Source organism: Streptomyces sp. V1I1 (assembly GCF_030817355.1).
Lineage (GTDB): Bacteria > Actinomycetota > Actinomycetes > Streptomycetales > Streptomycetaceae > Streptomyces.
In genome coordinates, this window is the sequence record NZ_JAUSZH010000001.1 from 2,117,639 (window position 1) to 2,134,664 (window position 17,026).

The 17,026-nt window shown below is 67.2% G+C and carries 19 protein-coding genes and 4 pseudogenes; 9 read left to right on the forward strand and 14 right to left on the reverse strand.

Going from position 1 to position 17,026, the window contains the following annotated elements; translation table 11 throughout:
• Positions 1 to 47: 47 nt before the first annotated feature.
• The 7 genes and pseudogenes from QFZ67_RS10095 to QFZ67_RS10125 form a co-directional block, all read right to left on the reverse strand.
• Positions 48 to 1,446 (reverse strand): annotated as a pseudogene (locus tag QFZ67_RS10095) (IS1380 family transposase); the annotation flags it as partial.
• Between the two features lie 120 nt (positions 1,447 to 1,566).
• Complete coding sequence (locus QFZ67_RS10100) at positions 1,567 to 2,427, reverse strand: histidine kinase (protein ID WP_307660761.1); 861 nt, start codon at positions 2,425 to 2,427, stop codon at positions 1,567 to 1,569.
• A gap of 21 nt (positions 2,428 to 2,448) precedes the next feature.
• Positions 2,449 to 3,060 carry a hypothetical protein gene (locus QFZ67_RS10105; RefSeq protein WP_307660762.1) on the reverse strand — a complete coding sequence of 204 codons (612 nt, stop codon included), beginning with the start codon at positions 3,058 to 3,060 and terminating at the stop codon, positions 2,449 to 2,451.
• Positions 3,061 to 3,072: 12 nt separating this feature from the next.
• Entirely contained in the window at positions 3,073 to 4,503 is a 1,431-nt protein-coding gene (locus QFZ67_RS10110; protein WP_307660763.1) for a hypothetical protein, read from the reverse strand.
• Between the two features lie 68 nt (positions 4,504 to 4,571).
• Positions 4,572 to 5,051, reverse strand: a complete 480-nt coding sequence (locus QFZ67_RS10115; protein ID WP_307660764.1) for a hypothetical protein — start codon at positions 5,049 to 5,051, stop codon at positions 4,572 to 4,574.
• A gap of 262 nt (positions 5,052 to 5,313) precedes the next feature.
• Positions 5,314 to 5,799, reverse strand: a pseudogene (locus QFZ67_RS10120) (transposase); the annotation flags it as partial.
• Positions 5,789 to 6,400: pseudogene (locus QFZ67_RS10125) on the reverse strand (helix-turn-helix domain-containing protein); the annotation flags it as partial. The pseudogenes QFZ67_RS10125 and QFZ67_RS10120, both read right to left, overlap by 11 nt.
• Before the next feature lie 102 nt (positions 6,401 to 6,502).
• Here QFZ67_RS10125 and QFZ67_RS10130 point away from each other — a divergent pair.
• Positions 6,503 to 6,994, forward strand: a complete 492-nt coding sequence (locus QFZ67_RS10130) for a hypothetical protein (RefSeq protein WP_307660765.1) — start codon at positions 6,503 to 6,505, stop codon at positions 6,992 to 6,994.
• A 284-nt stretch (positions 6,995 to 7,278) separates the two neighbouring features.
• Positions 7,279 to 7,911: a hypothetical protein gene (locus QFZ67_RS10135; protein WP_307660766.1), complete on the forward strand. Its 633-nt coding sequence runs from the start codon at positions 7,279 to 7,281 to the stop codon at positions 7,909 to 7,911.
• 83 nt (positions 7,912 to 7,994) lie between these two features.
• Here the strand turns inward: QFZ67_RS10135 and QFZ67_RS10140 are convergent, their stop codons facing one another.
• Complete coding sequence (locus QFZ67_RS10140) at positions 7,995 to 8,303, reverse strand: hypothetical protein (RefSeq protein ID WP_307660767.1); 309 nt, start codon at positions 8,301 to 8,303, stop codon at positions 7,995 to 7,997.
• 245 nt (positions 8,304 to 8,548) lie between these two features.
• Here QFZ67_RS10140 and QFZ67_RS10145 point away from each other — a divergent pair.
• From QFZ67_RS10145 to QFZ67_RS10170, 6 genes and pseudogenes are all read left to right on the forward strand, one after another.
• A pseudogene (locus QFZ67_RS10145) lies at positions 8,549 to 8,670 on the forward strand (IS5/IS1182 family transposase); the annotation flags it as partial.
• Positions 8,671 to 8,805: 135 nt separating this feature from the next.
• A complete protein-coding gene (locus tag QFZ67_RS10150) occupies positions 8,806 to 9,441 on the forward strand; it encodes a helix-turn-helix domain-containing protein (protein ID WP_307665788.1) in 636 nt (211 codons plus the stop codon).
• Positions 9,438 to 9,968, forward strand: a complete 531-nt coding sequence (locus tag QFZ67_RS10155; protein ID WP_307660768.1) for a hypothetical protein — start codon at positions 9,438 to 9,440, stop codon at positions 9,966 to 9,968. The genes QFZ67_RS10150 and QFZ67_RS10155 overlap by 4 nt, the downstream gene beginning before the upstream one ends.
• A 155-nt stretch (positions 9,969 to 10,123) precedes the next feature.
• On the forward strand, positions 10,124 to 10,444 hold the full coding sequence (locus QFZ67_RS10160) for a hypothetical protein (RefSeq protein ID WP_307660769.1): 321 nt from the start codon (positions 10,124 to 10,126) through the stop codon (positions 10,442 to 10,444).
• Positions 10,441 to 10,773: a hypothetical protein gene (locus QFZ67_RS10165; protein WP_307660770.1), complete on the forward strand. Its 333-nt coding sequence runs from the start codon at positions 10,441 to 10,443 to the stop codon at positions 10,771 to 10,773. The genes QFZ67_RS10160 and QFZ67_RS10165 overlap by 4 nt, the downstream gene beginning before the upstream one ends.
• Positions 10,770 to 11,003 carry a hypothetical protein gene (locus QFZ67_RS10170; RefSeq protein WP_307660771.1) on the forward strand — a complete coding sequence of 78 codons (234 nt, stop codon included), beginning with the start codon at positions 10,770 to 10,772 and terminating at the stop codon, positions 11,001 to 11,003. The genes QFZ67_RS10165 and QFZ67_RS10170 overlap by 4 nt, the downstream gene beginning before the upstream one ends.
• A 143-nt stretch (positions 11,004 to 11,146) precedes the next feature.
• Here the strand turns inward: QFZ67_RS10170 and QFZ67_RS10175 are convergent, their stop codons facing one another.
• The 4 genes from QFZ67_RS10175 to QFZ67_RS10190 all read right to left on the reverse strand — a co-directional run bounded on the left by QFZ67_RS10175 (position 11,147) and on the right by QFZ67_RS10190 (position 13,405).
• Complete coding sequence (locus tag QFZ67_RS10175) at positions 11,147 to 11,446, reverse strand: WXG100 family type VII secretion target (protein ID WP_307660772.1); 300 nt, start codon at positions 11,444 to 11,446, stop codon at positions 11,147 to 11,149.
• 62 nt (positions 11,447 to 11,508) lie between these two features.
• Positions 11,509 to 11,871, reverse strand: a complete 363-nt coding sequence (locus QFZ67_RS10180; RefSeq protein ID WP_307660773.1) for a WXG100 family type VII secretion target — start codon at positions 11,869 to 11,871, stop codon at positions 11,509 to 11,511.
• A 102-nt stretch (positions 11,872 to 11,973) separates the two neighbouring features.
• Positions 11,974 to 13,239, reverse strand: coding sequence for a S8 family serine peptidase (locus QFZ67_RS10185; RefSeq protein WP_307665789.1), 1,266 nt, complete (start codon positions 13,237 to 13,239; stop codon positions 11,974 to 11,976).
• A gap of 25 nt (positions 13,240 to 13,264) precedes the next feature.
• A complete protein-coding gene (locus QFZ67_RS10190) occupies positions 13,265 to 13,405 on the reverse strand; it encodes a hypothetical protein (RefSeq protein ID WP_307660774.1) in 141 nt (46 codons plus the stop codon).
• A 1,054-nt stretch (positions 13,406 to 14,459) separates the two neighbouring features.
• On the opposite strand from QFZ67_RS10190, the gene QFZ67_RS10195 reads away from it, so the two are divergent.
• Positions 14,460 to 14,669, forward strand: coding sequence for a hypothetical protein (locus QFZ67_RS10195; protein WP_307660775.1), 210 nt, complete (start codon positions 14,460 to 14,462; stop codon positions 14,667 to 14,669).
• 387 nt (positions 14,670 to 15,056) lie between these two features.
• On the opposite strand, the gene QFZ67_RS10200 is transcribed toward QFZ67_RS10195, so the two are convergent.
• Positions 15,057 to 15,566, reverse strand: coding sequence for a hypothetical protein (locus QFZ67_RS10200; RefSeq protein WP_307660776.1), 510 nt, complete (start codon positions 15,564 to 15,566; stop codon positions 15,057 to 15,059).
• A gap of 217 nt (positions 15,567 to 15,783) precedes the next feature.
• Positions 15,784 to 17,007, reverse strand: coding sequence for a type VII secretion-associated serine protease mycosin (mycP, locus tag QFZ67_RS10205; RefSeq protein ID WP_307665790.1), 1,224 nt, complete (start codon positions 17,005 to 17,007; stop codon positions 15,784 to 15,786).
• Between the last annotated feature and the right edge of the window lie 19 nt (positions 17,008 to 17,026).

The window sequence follows — 17,026 nt, forward strand, 5'->3', positions numbered from 1 at the left end:
GGGGTCCTTCGGGTCGTGGGCGGACGGGGGTTTGCCGGTCTGCTGGCGGGGCGGGGCAGTGCGGCGAGGCGGAGGAAGGCCGTGGCCAGTTGGTGTCTCCAGGGCCAGGTCGCCGATATCCGCAAGCGCAGGCGTCGGCTGCCGCGGGTGAGGCGGGCGGCGACGTGCAGCAGCCGGTAGCGGAGCTTCTTCGGCTCGGCAGTGGCGAGTTCGCCGTCCAGCAGCAGGACGCGCATCCAGGCCAGCAGATCGATCGCCGCGAGGCTGAGTTCGAGCCAGGCGGCGTTGATGGCGAAGTCGCGGGAGGGGAAGCGGCCGAAGCCGGTGGTCTTGCCGCACCGGATGTGGTCTCCGACGGTGGCATGCCCGCGGTGGCGGACCTCCAGGAACTGGGCGGAGCCGCCACCGGAGTACGGCGTGTCGGTGAGGAACACCTGATGCCGCAGGCCCTCGTCCTGGTCGAACAGGGATAGCTGGGCTCCGGGGTGCGGCCGCTCTCGGCGCACGATGATGCGGGTGCCGGCCGGATAGCCGTCCAGATCGACCATGCCGGTCAGCTCGCCAACCTCAGCGCCATCACGCAGAGTCCCGTCCTGGTCCAGGGCGGGATGCCAGAGGCGGTCGGGCATGGCCCGGACAGCGCGGCGGACCGGCTCGGTGATGGCGTATCCGACCGAGAAGAATGCACGGATTCCTCGTTTCCGCACGTCGCGGACGTGTGCGAGGACGGCTTTCGCGGATCCGGCACTGTCGGTGCGGACGAGGATGTCGGTGCCGTGCCAGTGGGCGTCTGGGATCTGCGCGAGCGCCTGGTCGAGCACCGTGATGTGGTCGGTGGCGGTGTTGGCGTCGGCGTTCCCGGGCCGCAGCCGGCCGGACAGTGCCTCGCCGGTGTTGGCCAGGAAGCACAGCAGCGGGTGGAAACCAAAGCCGCCCTTATAGGTGGGTGCGGCCTGCGCTTTCTCGGTGTGGCATGGTGACCAGCGTGGCGTCGATGTCCAAGACCAGACCGGGCAGAATGCGTCCCGCGGCCCGGGCTGCGGGAATGCCCTCGCCGTGCTCGGCGGCCTGCAGCCAGGCGACTTCCCGGGCCTGGGCACGGGCCGAGCGCAGAGAAGACAGTGCCCTCTCATCGGTGTCGGCGAGCAGCCGCCAAGCCGTCGGCGTCGAAGCGACCGAACCGAACACCCCTGCCTGGTCCCGCAGTACGGCCAGATCCGCAATGGCCTCGCCGCCATCGGCGAGCATCACCGCCAGGTCGGTGGCGATCCGTCCCGGATCATGCCCGGTCCCGCGCGGCCGAAGCGGCCCGAGCGCGGCGGAGTACGCGGCGGTCAACCCGGTGGCATCAGCGAGATCCGCCAGCAACTGTGCCCCGGCATGACCGACCACCCCCGAACCATCGGCACTGACCTGGACCTTGGGACGAAACCCGATAGCCTGCACGTAGAAAGTGCCCTCCGCCTGGACCGACAGAACCCCTCAGCAAGGTTCATCGTCCCAGGTCAGGAAGGCACTTTCGTATTTCCGCCCCAAAGCCAGCCGTCCCCAAGTGAAACGGCGAGGCTAAAAGCCCTGGCGCGGCTGGCGTGCCGCGGCGTGCCGGAGCTCGCCCTCGTCGGGCAGGAGGCCGGTGATCCGCGTCCAGATCGTCTTGGCGTCCACGCGGACGAGCCTGAAGGTGCTCGCCGGGGTGATCCGCTCCGCGGGCACAGGCTCGGTGGGCAGCTCCCGCAGCCAGTAGCCGAGGGGGCTGCAGTCCCAGACGGCGAAGCCGCGCGTCTCCACACCGTCCTGGCCCTCGTGGTGGGCCTGCCAGGCCGCGGTCAGGCGCCAGCTCGACCGGAGCTCGGAGATCAGGTCGGCGACGAGCGTCAGCGCCGGCTCGCCGAGGCTGCCGCCCGTCGCGAGGGCCCGGCGGATCGCCTCGCGCTCGTCGTCGGCAGACCGGACGAGGCGCTCGCCTTCCAGGACCGCGAGACCCGCCTCGACGGTGCCGGTGGTCGTCTCGACGACGGAGAGAGCCGTGTCCCGGGCGGCCGAAGACTGCTGGAGGTTCACCATGTCGGCGAGCTTCCAGACCAGCATCTTCGGCTCGACGCAGGAGTACTCGGCCTCGGTCACGCCCGGCCACGCCTCGTGCGCGACGACGTGCTCCTCACCGATGAGCATGCCGTGGTGCAGCTTGCCCTGCCGGCTGGCGGCCTCTAGCGAGATGATCACCCCCGGGGTGAGGACCGTCTTCATCAGCGGCAGCAGCAGATGGGACAGCTTCCCGTCCTCATCGATCAGACCGCAGTCCAGCAGCTCCTTCCGGGCCGCCGCGAACTCGTCGGGCACCTCGTCCCCTGCCGCCAGCTCGGAGAGCACGATCACATGCTCGTCGGCCAGCCGGAAGCGGGACCGGGAAATGTCGAACGAAGGCATACACACTCACTTGGTAGTCGCTCAGGACTGGGACTCGGCCCAGAAGTTGAAGATCCTTGAGAAGCCCGCCCGTACGGCGCCGCGCCGCGTGAGCACGGACCGGTCGACTCCGGAGAAGAGAGCCGCGAAGGAGACGTCGGCGGGCAGGACCCGGCCCGCCGCCTGCACGGTTACTTTCCTGCCGCTTCCGAGGCCGGACTGCCGCACCGTGATGACGACACCGGGGTCCTCGGCGTCGGGCTGCCGGGACAGCTTGTACGCCCGGCGGTTGATCGCCGTGAGCCTGTACGCGTCGCCCAGATACGTCATGTGCAGGGAGCGCCCCCGGTGCGTCGGCGCCCATCGGTTCCGGCTCATCCGCACGAGCCCGTCGCCCACCCGGAGCGTCGCGCGGTTCAGGGTCGGCATCGACACGACGTCCGTGTGCACGCCACGCGTCTCGAACGTGGCCGTGGGGATCAGACCACCGCGCACCTCCGTGACGATCGCGTTCGGCACGTCCCGACCCGCCGGGTACACCACTCGGATGTCGCCGAGCTCCGGAGAAGTGCCCTGCCAGCCGAACTTCGTGCGCCCGGCGGGCTGTTTCTCCTTCCAGTACGCGAGCGTGAACGGGCTGATGGTCGTGTGCATGTCTTTCCCTCGCTAGTCGAACGGGTTGAGGGCGCTGCCCAGCTTCTTCGCCCCGTCGGCGATACCGTCCCCGATGTCCGAGGCCTTGTCGCCGATCCAATCCCCGGCCTTCTCGATTCCCTCGCCGATGGCCTCGTGGTTGTCCCAGATCAGGCAGCCGGCGTACACCACGCCTGTGCCGATCGCCAGGCCGGCCGTGACCGGGTTGGGCGCCACGGTCAGCGCAGTCATCGACGCGCTGAACGCCGTTCCGCTGAGGTCGGAGGCGAACTTCGAGGGATTGGCCTTGATCATGTCCGCGTCATACGTGGCCAGGTTCGCCACGCCGTAGGCGGTCGCCGCGACACCACCGACGACACCCGCGCCCCGGATCCATCCGGCGGCCTTTGCGGCGTTCGCGAGGCCGCCGTTCTGCGCGACCTTGACGAGGTTGGCCTCCGCCGCCGACGGCATGAAGAAGGAGCCGTTCCGCATGTACCCGCCGAGCATGGCCGCTTCGTCGGACCCGGTGATGGCGTTGACCATACCGGGAGGAAGCTTGCTCAACAGGCTTCCGGGCGCGGCCCCGGCCATGCGGTTGTTGATGAAGGTGGAGAGGAAGGTGCCGGGCGCGGTGATGTCCTTGCCCTGCTTCAGGTACTTGAACAGTTTCCAGGAGCTGCCCAGGGTCCCGCCGACCGCGGCGGCGAACGCGGAGGCGGTGATCGTGCCCTTCTGGACGGCGGCGAAGAGTTCCGCGAGCCTCTTGCTGCCGGTTATCTTCTCCACGCCCTCCTTCTGGAGGCGCTGCAGATAGTCGTCCAGGGTCTCGCCGTCCCGCATCGCCAGCGAGGCGAGCTCCATGCGCTCCTGCTTCTGCTGGTCGTCCGTCTTCGCGACCTTGTCGGCGTTGCCGTTGAAGCCGCCCGCCGTCTCGTCGTTCTTGCCGCCGCCGCTGTCCTTGACAACGGCGTCGAGATCCTTCTGGAAGTCCTTGTCGGCGTCGTCGACGGCCTTCACGCAGGACTTGATGTAGTCGGCCCAGGACTGCTCGCTCTCCCGGACGCTCTTGGCGTAGTCCGGGTCGTGGCGGAGGGCGTTGCGCTCGCCCTCGGTGGCCCTCTCGTGGTCGAAGGCGACATTGCCCTGCTCGGAGACCTTCATGCCCGCCTTGATGGCGTCGGCGCGTGCGGTCTCCAGCTGCTTCTTCAATTCGACGAACTGGGCGTGCGCGTTGCGCAGCAGTGTCGCCGTCGCTTTTGCCTGGGTCTGGGCGGCCTGGTACTCGTACCGGGTCACGGCGAAGTTCATGGAGGCCGCGTTCGCGCTCTCGCCCTGCCAGCCGTCGCCGAGCGTGACTTTCTGGACACTGTCCCGGTAGCGCTTCTCGACCTTCGCGAATTCCTCCGCCATCGACTTCCACTTGTCGGCAGCGGCGGAGAGCTTTCCGAAGTCGGTCGTCATGACTTCGCGATATGTCAGCATGCTCATCTCCCCTGGGGCGCTTCGGAGTCGTGGTGGCCTGCGGTGGCTCACTCGTAGCCGTTGAACGCCGACGGCGTCTTGATGCCGTTGATGCGGTCGCGGCGGCCGGTGTCGACTCCCGTCAGGGTGGTGACGGTGCTCCTGAGGCCGTCGCGCTCCTTGCTCAGGCGGCCCATGAGCGTCTTCACCTGCCCGTCCCAGGTGGTTTGCACCTTTTTCAGTGCGGTTGCGGTCGCCCATCCGCTGAACGCGCTGACGGCGCTGCCGTTGGCCTCGTCCGCGTGGTCGCCCGCCTTGTTGGTACTGGTCAGCAGCTCGTTGTCGATGGTGTTGGCGGCGGCGTTCTTCTCGGCCGGCGTTGACGCGAGCTTCGACGTGCCGCCGGGGCCCGGACCCGGGGCCGGGCCGTCCTCGGGGAGCCGGTTCAATTGCATGGCCGTGGAGCCCCGTTCGGCTGCCTCGGCCCGCAGCGCGGCCCATTCCTCGTCGAAGCCCATGGTGCGCCAACCCCCGATGCTGGTGATCACGATTTCGCGTCCTAATGTATATCCGGCACCGTAGGGCACCAGAATCGATCACGCAGGGAGCTCGGCTTCGGTTCCCGCCGGGATAACTCGACCGTATGCTAGCCTCGCCGTTTCGGTTGGGATGAGGCGGCGTCGCGGGTCACCAACTGTTGGGTGGGCGAGGTGTTTTCGCTGCTTGGGCAGGGTGGAGTCCCGGCGCGGTGGTCGGGTTCTCCGGGGTCCTTCGGGTCGTGGGCGGACGGGGGTTTGCCGGTCTGCTGGCGGGGCGGGGCAGTGCGGCGAGGCGGAGGAAGGCCGTGGCCAGTTGGTGTCTCCAGGGCCAGGTCGCCGATATCCGCAAGCGCAGGCGTCGGCTGCCGCGGGTGAGGCGGGCGGCGACGTGCAGCAGCCGGTAGCGGAGCTTCTTCGGCTCGGCAGTGGCGAGTTCGCCGTCCAGCAGCAGGACGCGCATCCAGGCCAGCAGATCGATCGCCGCGAGGCTGAGTTCGAGCCAGGCGGCGTTGATGGCGAAGTCGCGGGAGGGGAAGCGGCCGAAGCCGGTGGTCTTGCCGCACCGGATGTGGTCTCCGACGGTGGCATGCCCGCGGTGGCGGACCTCCAGGAACTGGGCGGAGCCGCCACCGGAGTACGGCGTGTCGGTGAGGAACACCTGATGCCGCAGGCCCTCGTCCTGGTCGAACAGGGATAGCTGGGCTCCGGGGTGCGGCCGCTCTCGGCGCACGATGATGCGGGTGCCGGCCGGATAGCCGTGGTCCGCCGGACCGCCAGGAGCCGACGGCTCCCTCGTTGTCCCAGACCAGCACCCTCGGGACGGCGCCGAGGTCGGTCAGCAGGCGCCAGTGACCTGCGATCAGGTCGGCCGCCGACCTCGACGGCAGCATCCGGGCGGTGATCCACCTCGAATAGCCGACCACTATCACCAGCACCGGCGGATGCCCCACCTGTCCGAAGCCGAGCGGGATCTCGGCCGGCGGGAACCACAGGTCGCACTGGGCCAGCTCGCCGGGTTCATAGACCGTCCGCGACGCCGGATCGACGGGCCGATAGGCGGGCCGCAGTTCACGGACCCGGTCCTTGAGCACGGTCAGGCCCCGGTCCCAGCCCAGGCGTTCGGCGATCACTGTCGCCGGCATCTCAGGCCACTGCTCGAGCAGTTCGCGGATCTGCGGCTCGACGACGTCGACGATCGAGCCCTTTGAAGCCCGCTGGTACTTCGGCGGGGCATCGTCCGCGATCGCTCTGCGAACGGTGTTCCTCGAGATCCCCAGCTTCCTCGCGATGGCTCTCACCGGCATCTCCTCGGCCCGGTGCAGCCGGCGGATCTCCGCCCAGTCCTCCACGCTGATCACCACTCCTCCCGGTCTGACTCAACGAGCTAGACCCCTGGAGGGGGTCAACTTTCAAGCGTCGCTACTGGTCCACTTTTCAGCCGTCGCCGACACGCAACCTTCATGGTCGCTGCGAGCGCACTTACCGCTTGCTCGGACAGCGAGGAGAGGGAGTACGCCGTACCTCGGTCCCTTTGCGGCGCGAAGGTCAGCGCTGACCTGCTCTCACCCTTCCTTCCTCCGGGCTCGAAGATTTCCGTCACAGACACCGAACCCTTCGAAGGAACGAAGCGCTGCAACATCAGCGTTGACGATGAACTGGCTGTCGTCGCGAGCCGGGAGTGGTGGAAGCAGGGCGAGAGGATCACGAAGGTTGCGCTCGCCCACGCGAATATGAAATTGGACAAGTCCGAGAACAGCGGAAACTACCTGTACTCGGGCAACGGCGCGATCGGTAGGACGGAAGGATGCTCGGATCCCGCTTTCAAGGGGCAGAGCATGTTCACTGCCATCCAGGTACATGCATCGGACCTTGACGACGCGAAATCCATGAAGGGCCTCATCGCCGATTACACGGAGTCGGTGAAAAAGAGTGCGGAGTGCACTGACGCGTAACGGTGCGTTCCCCCTGCACGTCAGCCGGGGGAACCAGGTACCCGTCCGACACCTTGAGACGACGAGCGCCTCACCAAGTATGGCTTCATGCCGACAGGGCGAGGCGCAGCTCCCTCCAAAGTCCCGGCGCCAGAAGCACCTTGACCGGCGTCGCATGCGGGCGGTCAGTGGGCTGGTTGCCGCGTGGGGTCGGCCACCCAGCGCTGGCAGGAGCTGCTCGGCACCGACATTCCGCGTCGCAAACCGCAGAATCATCCGCCAACGCAACGTCCACAGGAGGCTCCATGAGGAAACGACGGTACGTGCGGATCGTGGTGGCCGGTGCTGTGCTGGTGCTGCTGGCCGGCTGCGGAGAGGGCAGCGGGGGCAAGACCTCTGCGCTCAGCGAGCAGCAGATGACGACCGTGGTCCCGGATGCGAAGGCCGTGCCGGGCTGGGAGGTCCTCAGTGGGCCGGCCGCGGACACCGTGGAGGGCGACCTCAGGGGCAGCTTGTGTCCCCAGAAAGAGAAGCATGCCTGCGAGGGCGCCCGCTTCGTGGGGACCTCGCGCTTCAAGAAGGAGAAGAAGGCGGAGATCGGGTTCTGGGCCATCACCTATCGGGATGAAAAGGCCGCCGAGGACGCCTTCGACGTCCATTGGGACTGGTACAGGAAAAGCCTGCGCAAGCCCGAGAGCCTGGACCTCGGCAGAGTGGGCGAGCAGCGCCAGGCCGCGTTGGGCACCGGCAATTACCAGGGTGCCAAACGCGCCGTCGCGCAAGTGAGACTCGGCACCGTCATCATGTGGGTCAGTCTCGATGCCTCCCAGCAGACAGGCATCGATGCTGCGCTGGTCAAGGACCTGGCAGCCGTCCTCGCCACACGGGCCGACGAGGCCCCGAACGGCAAGACTCCAGTGGCTGCGCTCGATAGCTGAGCAGATACGAGACAGGGCAGGCCTCCAGCAGGTGCCCACCCTGTCTCGCGATGCCTTCCTCTTGCGGGAAGTCGCCCAACTGTTCAGGGGCGCACCGGCAGGGCGACGACCGAGCCGGCGTGAGCGACGAAGATGCGATTGCCGTCGCCCAACATCGTGTACGCACCGATGCCGCTGGACTGGCACGGGAAAACCTCTTCGCCGGTGCGGGTACTGGCGGCGATGAGCCCGCGGTCGTTCGGCTCGGCGATCCACGCGGTGCCGCCTTGTACGGCAGGTGGCATCCGAGTGCCGACGTTTCCCCCGGTATAGAACCTCCGCTGCTTCTTACCGTCGCTCGCTCTGCAGCGGTGCAGCTCGTCGTCGACGGCGTACACCTCATCACCGCGCACGGCAGGAGGTCCCTAACCTCCGTACTCTGCCGGCACAGACCAGAGCTTCTTGCCGTCGTCGAGCGAGCGGTCAGCGTCCTTTCGCCGAGGTAGACCTTGTCGTTCACTACAGCCGGCACCAGGGCTGAGGTCCCTTGATCGGGGAGGTCCCATGCTGTGCGACCTGTGGCCGTGTCCACGGCGATCACATTGCCGTCCGCGGGAAACAGGATCAGACGCCCCTTGCCGGCCGCCGCCGCTGGTGGTTCGGCTCCGGGCAGACCTGCTGGCGACGCCTGGAGGGGTGGCAGCATGCCGGGGTTTCAACCAACTGCACCGCATCCTGCTGGCTGAGCTGAACGCGGCCGGCCGCCTCGACTGGTCGAGGACCTGGTGACTGGGCTGCGATCCTCGGGCAGCAACCCTGCACGCGGCGTAGCTTGGTCAGCAAGACCTTCGCGCGGGGGTAGTCATGCAGCTCCATGACGAACCCAGCATCGGAGACCGGGTCGCCCGTCTGCGTATGCGACGGAAACTGACACAGGAGAGGCTCGCGGAACGAGCGGGCTTGTCTGTCGACGTCATCCGTAAGCTCGAACAGGGCGTACGTCAGACGGCCCGGCTCTCGACGTTGAACGCCTTGGCCCGAGCCTTGGACGTGGAACCGTCCACACTCGTCGGGCAGCCCACCACCTTCGAGGTGCGCACCGAAGACGAGCAGCCATCCGTCCTTGCACTGCGCCAGGCCATCTCGCCTGTCGCTGACTTGTTGGGACAGGAATCGGACCCTGAGGATCCGCCAACCATCGCACAACTGCGGGCGTCTCTGAGGTCCACCGAGCACATCCGGCGAGAGGGGCGCATGGGCGAGATCGGTTTGCTGCTGCCTCAGTTGATCAGGGATGCCAAAGCCGGCAGTCGGACGTTCACTGGATCTGAGGGGGCCGCCGCTCAGTCCGTTCTCGCTGAGGCGTACCAGGTCGCGGCCACCACCCTGGCGGCACTCGGTAAGGAGGACGCGGCGTTCACCGCCCTTGAGCGCTCTATGAAGGCGGCTCGCAAGGGGATGATCCTCATCTTGAGACGGTTGGAGTCTCCAGCCTGGCATGGATCTTCACCAAGCAGGGGCGGCTGGCTGATGCCGAGCAGTTGGCGTTGACAACCGCCGAGCGGATCGAACCAGGATTCCGCTCACAGCCGATAGAACTCGCTCTCTGGGGCGTCCTCCTGCTGCGTGCAGCAACTGCCGCAGTGCGTCTGGAACGGCGGGACGTCGTACAGGAACTGCTCAGCATGGCCAATGCGGCAGCCGCGAGAATCGGAACTGATCGTCTGGACTACGCGACTCCGTTCGGTCCGACCAACATGGGCGTGGCGAAGGTCAACTTCCTGGTGGAGATGGAAGAGAGTGCAGATGCCTTACGCACCGCCCGCACCGTCCCTGATCTTCATGCCCTGCCCCCCACGTGGCGCGCCCGATTCCACGTCGATTGCGCAATCGTCAGTGCGGACCTCAACCAGGACCAAGCTGCACTGCGCGCCTTGCTCACAGCCGAGCGAACAGCTCCCGAATGGATGCGATATCACTCCACAAGCCGACGGCTCGTCTCCGAACTCCGTGGGAGGGAAAGACGTCGCACGTCCCCACTCACGGATCTCGCCGACCGACTCGGTATCGACGGGTAGGACAACGCGTCCTAGTCACCGCGCACAGTGGCACAGGGCGTCACTGTGCGCCTATCAAAGATCGCTCTAGCGTTACAGCGCCGTCGAAGACGACGGACCCCCGCGACCGTGCGACCGGCCCGGGGGCATGGCCCACCTGACGAAAGCAGGTAGACGTGCCGCACTGTATCGCCCAACTCCTCACGCTGTTGCTGAGGCTGCTGTTGCCGCCCCACGGTCGACATCGGACCGTCGCGCATCCGCTGGTCAACGCTGCCACGACACCGCCCGCTGCGCCTACCCCCACCTTCGGCCGACGCCCCTGCCCCACTGCCCTGCGGAGTGAGGACGCCGCGCTCATCCGCCCCTACCCGGTCGCCCACGAACAGCTGCGGGAGGAGTGGCTGCAGGCATTGCGGCACCGGGCGATGTTGGTGGCCTCGTGTGGCATCGATGTGGAACGGGTGCAGGTGCACAGGGCGGGGGTGGCCCGGTGAACGCCGCCACTCAATTGCGGCTGCTGCCGTGGCCCGGTCCGGAGGGACAACGGCGCTATCTGTCCTCCGACGATCCAGATAGTCGACTGAACCGGCTGGCCAACGAGTTGGAGGCGACGCAACTGGACACGGGGGCGATGGTGCTGGGGCGGGCACGGGAACTGCTGGTTGACCCGGACGCGACGGTGCAGGAACTGCGGTGCTTGTCGCTGCGGCTGTGCCAGTCATTGGGCGACACGCTGCGGGTGGCAGAAAGCCGGGGCGGGCGGGTGCCGCTCTCCGAAGGCGGCCCGATCGCCTCCGGAGCAGCCGAGGGGCCACAGCGGTGACCGCCCGCGAGGAGTACCAGCGGCATCAGATGACGTTGCGCGTGTACCGCGCGGATGAGGACGGCACGGCCGTCGAAGAGCGCGCCCGGGTCGTCGTGGTCTGCGGGCCGGACACGCCTCTGCCGCAGAGCATGGCCTACCCGCCGTGCCGCTGTCCGCGCTGCCGTGGTGATCAGCTGCCCGGTGGTCCAGCCGACGCGCTCGGGCAGATGCGCGAGCATCCTCAATAGACGGGGAAGCGGTGGAAAGCCTGTCAGGCCAGACCCGCCGGTCTTGCCGCCGCACACCTTGACGGTGGGCCCTGAGGCGCAATGAGACAGGGTGGGCATCTCCCGCGCATGCCCACCCTGTTGCCCTATGTGCCGCTCGCCGCCTAGAAGTAGCCTGCGGCCTTCTTGTCGCCTGCCTGGTAGGCCGGGCCCGCCTCGCGAACTGCCTTGGCGATGCCCTTCAGAGCCGTGTGAATGGCCCGTGTCTCCTGGTCCCACTTGGCGTGAGCGCCGTCCGCTGCGGTCTTTGCCTCACCCTCGAAGGTGGCGGAGACGCCACGGATCTTCGTCTGGATGGCCTCAAGGGCTTCGTCGAGGCGCTTCGCCTGGGTCTCGATCGTCCCAGCTGCCTGGTCCAGCGAAGCGTACGTGACGAGCATGATGCCGTCGTTCTGTTGTGCCACGGTTCCTCCAAGTGCCTTTTACGCCAGTGTGTTGGCTGATTACCGGATGCTCGAGGTGCTCGTCAGTAGCCTGCGATGTTCGAGGTCGCTGCCCTCGTCGCACCAGCGTCACCCGAGAAGCCAGCGGTCACGTCGACTCCGCGCAGGGCCGCCTCCACCTCGTCTTCGGTGTTGCCGGCGGTCGTGCGGGTGACCTGAATCGCTTCCTGGAAGTTGAGCAGCAGCTTCGCGATCCGCACCATTCCCTGGTTGATCTCGTTCTGCTTCACGTCGAAGGCGCCGGCGCCGATGCCCTTCCACTGACCTTCGAGGCCGTCGATGACGCCTTGGAGATTCTTCAGCTGCCCCTTGACGTCTTCGAACTTCCTCGAGATTTCATCCTGGAAATCCTTGAGACTCTGATCGCCGACCTTCTGGACTGCCATGTGTCGATCTCCCTTTCCTGTTTCTCACTGAGTGAGCTGCGTTTGTGCCGGTTCACGCGTCCGCAGCGGGGGTTTGCTGGATTTGCGGTCAGGAGCCGGCCGTCATTGGGCGGCGCGCCGCCGACGGACTACGGCGAAGGCCCCGCCCGCAAGGACAATCACGGCTGCAATTCCGCCGATGATGAGGCCCAACTGGCTGTCGTCTTCGACCTTCTCGCTGGAGCCTGCCACGGCGGCCTGGTCACTGCCGTTGCCATTCGGGGCTTGTGACGAAGCTGGTGCAGAAGGGGCGGGCGAGGCGGACGAGCCGGCCGTCTTCTTGTTGGTCAGGGGGCTGATATTCGGGTCGCCGGGTTTGCCGAGGCCGCGGTTGATGTGCGCGCCCGGGCGGACGATGCCGTGGCCGAGGTAGTTGCTGAGCGTGCCCTCCTTCGAGCCCTCCGCCCGAGCTGCGCTTTCGAACATGACGCGGAGGACCTGGTTCGCGGTCCAATCAGGGTGGGCGGACCAGATCAGGGCGGCGGAGGCGGAAGCGATGGCGGTGGCGGCGCTGGTTCCGCCGTCGCCATCGCAGTAGCTCTTGAAGCTTGCGTTGCACCAGCGGGGGATGTCGTTGCCGGGGGCGGTGATGTCAACGAAGTCGCCGTGCTGAGAGTAGTCGGCTACCTGGCCGTCACGGTCGGAGGCGCCGACGCCGACGACTTCTCGGTAACTGGCAGGGTACTCTGGTTTGTTGCCCTTCTTGGCGCTATTACCGACGGGGGCGAAGAACAACTTGCCTTTGCTTTCTGCATACTTGACCGCCTCTTGCTCGCGAGGAGTCATGAACGCAGTGCCCCACGACATGTTGATGACGCGTGCATCACTATCGGCCGCTGCCCTAATGGCAGCCGCTTCATCCCAGGCATTCACCTTGTGCTTGCCCGCAAATGCACCATCCGCAACTCGCACAGGGATGATCTCGGCGCCGGGTGCCAGTCCGCGCAGACCACCGCCCTCACCCGTACCGGCAATCAGTTCGGCCATGGTCGTCCCATGCCCGTTATAGTCGTCCGTTGCCTCCCCGGGCGCGTCCGTTGCATCAAACCCTTTCAGGACCTGCCCCTTCAGCGAAGGCGTCGAAGGGTTGACGCCCGAGTCAATGACAGCGACCTTGATTCCCTCGCCAGTAGCGCTCTTCCACACTTCCTCGGCGTGCATCGCGTCCAGGTACCACTGCTTCGCCCGCATGTCGGCCGCCACCGCGACCGGAGCCATGCCGACGACACCGATAGCCCACGCACAGACCAGAGTCAGCGTGCAAGTCAGACCCCGCCGCAGAGCGAGCAGCGCAGAGCGCCGCCGCTCGTGGCTCGTTCCTGCTGTCATCCCGGCTTCCGAACCTTCCATATGCCTAGTCGATCACCGGCGGCACAGCGCCGCGTCGGCGGGCCGTCCACGTCTCTTCGTCTTCCGTCAGGTAGTCCGGACGTGTGGATCCGGTGCGCTCCTGCTCGTCTTCACCCGACTGCTGCTGGCCAGAGCGGCCGCCCACGAAGCCGGCACCCCCTGCGGTGAAGCCTCGTGCTTCTGGCCGCGCACCGGTAGCACCGGTGCGCGGGGTGCCAACAACTCCGTTCGCGCTGGGTGTGCCCCGCCCGGTGACCCTGGGTGCACCGTTCGCCGCGTTTGCCCCGATGACTCCGGACTGGCTGGGCTTCGCAGCGGAGGCACGGCCCGTGGCTGCTCCCTCACCGCCGATGACAGTTCCCCGCGGGATACGAGATCCGGCGGAGCCCGTGGCGGAACGCTGCGGCGTACCTCCCACGATGCCGTCTCCACGACCAGCCCGAGGACCTCCAGATCCACTTTTGCCCTCACGCCCGGCCATGGGCTGACCAGCCGTACCTGGCCGACCGGCCATAGGTGTACGGCCAGCAGTTGCAGCGCCGCCAGCGCGCCCCGTAGCGGCGGACCCACCGCCCGTTCCCAGTCGACCAACCGCGCCAGCCCGCCCCGCCCCAGCCTGGCTGCTTCCAGCGGCCCCCGGCCGACCGACAGCTCCGGCGCGCCCCGTTGGCGCGGAGCTGCCTCCTGAAGTGCCGGGCCGTCCAACTGCGTCGGCCCTCGGGCCGCCGGTCCTCGGTACTCCCGACGTACCTGTGGACCGCGGCACACCGCCTCGCACGGGGTTCGCGAAGCCGCCCGCCACCGGCGGCACCGGACCGCTCGCGGGGCCGACTGGACCGGTGGCAGGGGTGGGCGGAGTAACCCCAGAACTTGTGGTGGGAGCCGGCGGTGCCTTGACGCTGTCAATCTCCATCGACGTATTCCGGTCCGGGACGGTCGTAGCCGTGCCGATGGCTTCAGCTCGAGACGTGTCAGTTGCAGCGTTGGTCTCCGCTCGCCGAGGCGCCGTTTGCTGGCTGGTGGAGTCTGAAGCGTCAACGCGTGATGCAGTATCGCCTGACTCGACCCCCCTCCTACTGCCACTATCCGATGGCGGCGGCACGTCCGCCTTCAGCGCCCCGGGAAACGTCGGCGCTTCCTGCCCCGCCAGAGACGACTCGGAAACCGCGTAGAACGAGGCCAGGCGGTTCATCTGGTTGATGGCCTCCTGGCGGTTCTTCTCCACCTTCACGGCCTCGGCGTACTCCGGGTTGGTCTCCTTGCCCGGGGTCAGCGCGAACGCTTCGGGTTTCTTCGCGACCAGCCGAGTGTCACGCTCCCGCGGCATGGAGTTGATCACCGAGGTCAGGCCCGTGCTCGCGACCGTCATCTGCGTGCCGGCAGCGTTGGCGAATCTGCCCAGCGCATAGGCGTGCTCGGCAAGCGCCGTTCCAAACCGCTTGAACTCGGTGGCGGCCTCGCCCTTCCACTCGACCTTGCTGACATAGTCGGCAAGCTCCTTCGCAGCCTGGTTGAGTGCGGTCTTCGCATCTGTGAGCGCCTTGCCCGCAGTCTCCAGGTCCGCCGGGTTGGAGTGCTCGATGAGGTCGAGCATCACGTTGAGCTGGGGCCTCTTCGAAGCTTGTCGTGCCGAAGTACCCGCCTGGACCGCTGCCGGCGCCGAAGCCGATGTCGTCCATCACCTGCGCGAAGCGCTCAAGAGCATCAGTTGCGCCGAACTGAGTACGGATCTGTGCTGCGTCCGCGGCTTGCTGCTCCTCGGGGGCCAGATCCTTCTTCTTCTCACCCATCAGCGATCACCCCAGGTCCTTCGTACGCGTCTTCTTGTGATCGTCACGCGACTGCTCGGACTCGCCGCTCTTCTCCCCGGGCGCCTTGTCCTGCTGTTGTTGCTGCGCCGCCCGCTCCTGCTGTGCCTGCTGCTCCTGGAGGACACGAGTCTGGATCGAATGGAACCGCCGCCGCTGGTCCTCCTCGAGGTTGTCGAAGCCAACCTCCGCGCCGTGCACGGCGATACTCAGCATCGCGATCTGATCGCCAAGGGACTTGGAGAGTTTGACGAGCTCCGCGTGGACCCGGTTGTACTGGTGGAAGAACCCCTCCGCCTCGCCGAAAGTCATGCCAGTGCCGCTGAAAGAACTCCGGGGAACCGTCTGGGCGGCCACCTTTGCCTTGCCGGCTGCCCCGTCCTCGAGGTCTGCCAGCAGCTTGTTCACACGCGTCTGGAATCGCTGCAGCGCGCCAACGCCGCGCTCGAGGTCACTCCCACCGGTCGCGCCGACCCCGCCACCCTCTGCATCGAGCACGATGCCCGTTCCTCCCCGTTTGCTCCAGCTGTCACACGTTGCGATCGTGGTGACTCGCTCATCACTGATCGCGCAAATACCAGTCTAGCCACTGGCTATGACAGCCCCAAGTGCCTTATCCATCACGCGACTTCCCTCGGCCTCCAGATGTGACGTCCCAAGAGGCCTATGCGGTTGCAACGTTCTCCGCCATGTCCGTTTCATTGCGGTCGATCACTCAGCCACGCGCCTCCCCCGTGATCCGCCTCGTCCGCCGCCGGGCATCGCGCAGGGCCACCGCACCACCAGCAATTGCCGCGACCAGGACGCCACCGCCCACAACGACATAGGTCGCGAGGCGTGCGTTGCGCTCCTCCGCCGTCTCTCCGAGGTGGAGTTCGGCCGGGGTCGGGGCCTCCGCCTTCGCCACGCCTTCGTGGGCGACCGGCTTCTCGATCGGCTCGTCGTCCTCGGTCAGAGCGCGCACCGGGTCGACGACGCCCCAGCCCACCAGGCGGTCATGGCCAGGGATCGACCGTTCCGCGGTCTGCTGGATCTGGGCCACGATCTGCCGCTGGGTCCAGTCCTTGTGCTTGCTCTTGATCAGGGCGGCGATACCGGCCACGTACGGGGCGGAGAAACTGGTGCCGCTGTCGGCGCAGTGACCGCCACCCGGGACCGTCGTCACCATGTCCACTCCAGGGGCCGCGATGCCGACGAAGTCGCCCGACTGGGAGAAGGCCGCTCGTTCGTTGTTGCGGTCCGACGACGCGACCGCGAGAACGCCCTCGTAGGACGCGGGGTACGTCTTCTTGACGTTGCCCCCGAGGCCGTCGTTGCCCGCCGAGGCCACGACCACGATGTCCTTCGCAAGAGCCCGGCCCACGGCCTCCTTCAACTGGGGGGCCGGCTCGACCGCGTTGGCGGTGTCCTGGGAGATGTTGATGACACCCGCACCCTTGTCGATCGCGTGCTGGATGGCCGCGGCGAGCGTCTTGGCGGTGCCGCGGCCCTCCGCGTCGTTCTGCTGGATGGGGATGATCGTGGCATCAGGGGCGAGGCCTACGAAACCAGTGCCTTTCGCCGGGTGTGCGGCGATGATGCCCGCGACCTTGGTGCCGTGGCCCACTGTGTCCGTGGTGCCGTCCTCCTTGCCGCGCTCGACCTTGTTACCGTTCGCGTCCTTCGGAATCTTGGGGATCAGGTTCACGCCGCTCTTGACGTCCACCGCGGCCTTGAGCTGCGGGTGCCGGATGTCGACTCCGGTGTCGATGACCGCGACCTTCACGCCCTTGCCGGTGGACTGCTTCCACAACTCGTCGAGCAATACCCGCTGCAACGCCCAAGGGCGGCCCTCGTAGTTCTTGTTCGGAAAGGTGCACTGGGTCGTGTCGGCGACGGCGGGGGCCGCGGGTGCCACCGGCGTCCCGACCAGGGCGACTGCCGCTGCGCCCGCAACCATGAACAGGCGTCGACGGAAT

Bases quoted from the DNA above. Each gene is read 5' to 3' on its own strand.
- QFZ67_RS10100 (WP_307660761.1), bottom strand. From the start codon at position 2,427: ATGCCTTCGTTCGACATTTCCCGGTCCCGCTTCCGGCTGGCCGACGAG.
- QFZ67_RS10105 (WP_307660762.1), bottom strand. From the start codon at position 3,060: ATGCACACGACCATCAGCCCGTTCACGCTCGCGTACTGGAAGGAGAAA.
- QFZ67_RS10110 (WP_307660763.1), bottom strand. From the start codon at position 4,503: ATGACGACCGACTTCGGAAAGCTCTCCGCCGCTGCCGACAAGTGGAAG.
- QFZ67_RS10130 (WP_307660765.1), top strand. From the start codon at position 6,503: ATGGTCGCTGCGAGCGCACTTACCGCTTGCTCGGACAGCGAGGAGAGG.
- QFZ67_RS10135 (WP_307660766.1), top strand. From the start codon at position 7,279: ATGAGGAAACGACGGTACGTGCGGATCGTGGTGGCCGGTGCTGTGCTG.
- QFZ67_RS10150 (WP_307665788.1), top strand. From the start codon at position 8,806: ATGCGACGGAAACTGACACAGGAGAGGCTCGCGGAACGAGCGGGCTTG.
- QFZ67_RS10180 (WP_307660773.1), bottom strand. From the start codon at position 11,871: ATGGCAGTCCAGAAGGTCGGCGATCAGAGTCTCAAGGATTTCCAGGAT.
- QFZ67_RS10185 (WP_307665789.1), bottom strand. From the start codon at position 13,239: ATGACAGCAGGAACGAGCCACGAGCGGCGGCGCTCTGCGCTGCTCGCT.
- QFZ67_RS10195 (WP_307660775.1), top strand. From the start codon at position 14,460: ATGGCCTCCTGGCGGTTCTTCTCCACCTTCACGGCCTCGGCGTACTCC.
- mycP (WP_307665790.1), bottom strand. From the start codon at position 17,007: ATGGTTGCGGGCGCAGCGGCAGTCGCCCTGGTCGGGACGCCGGTGGCA.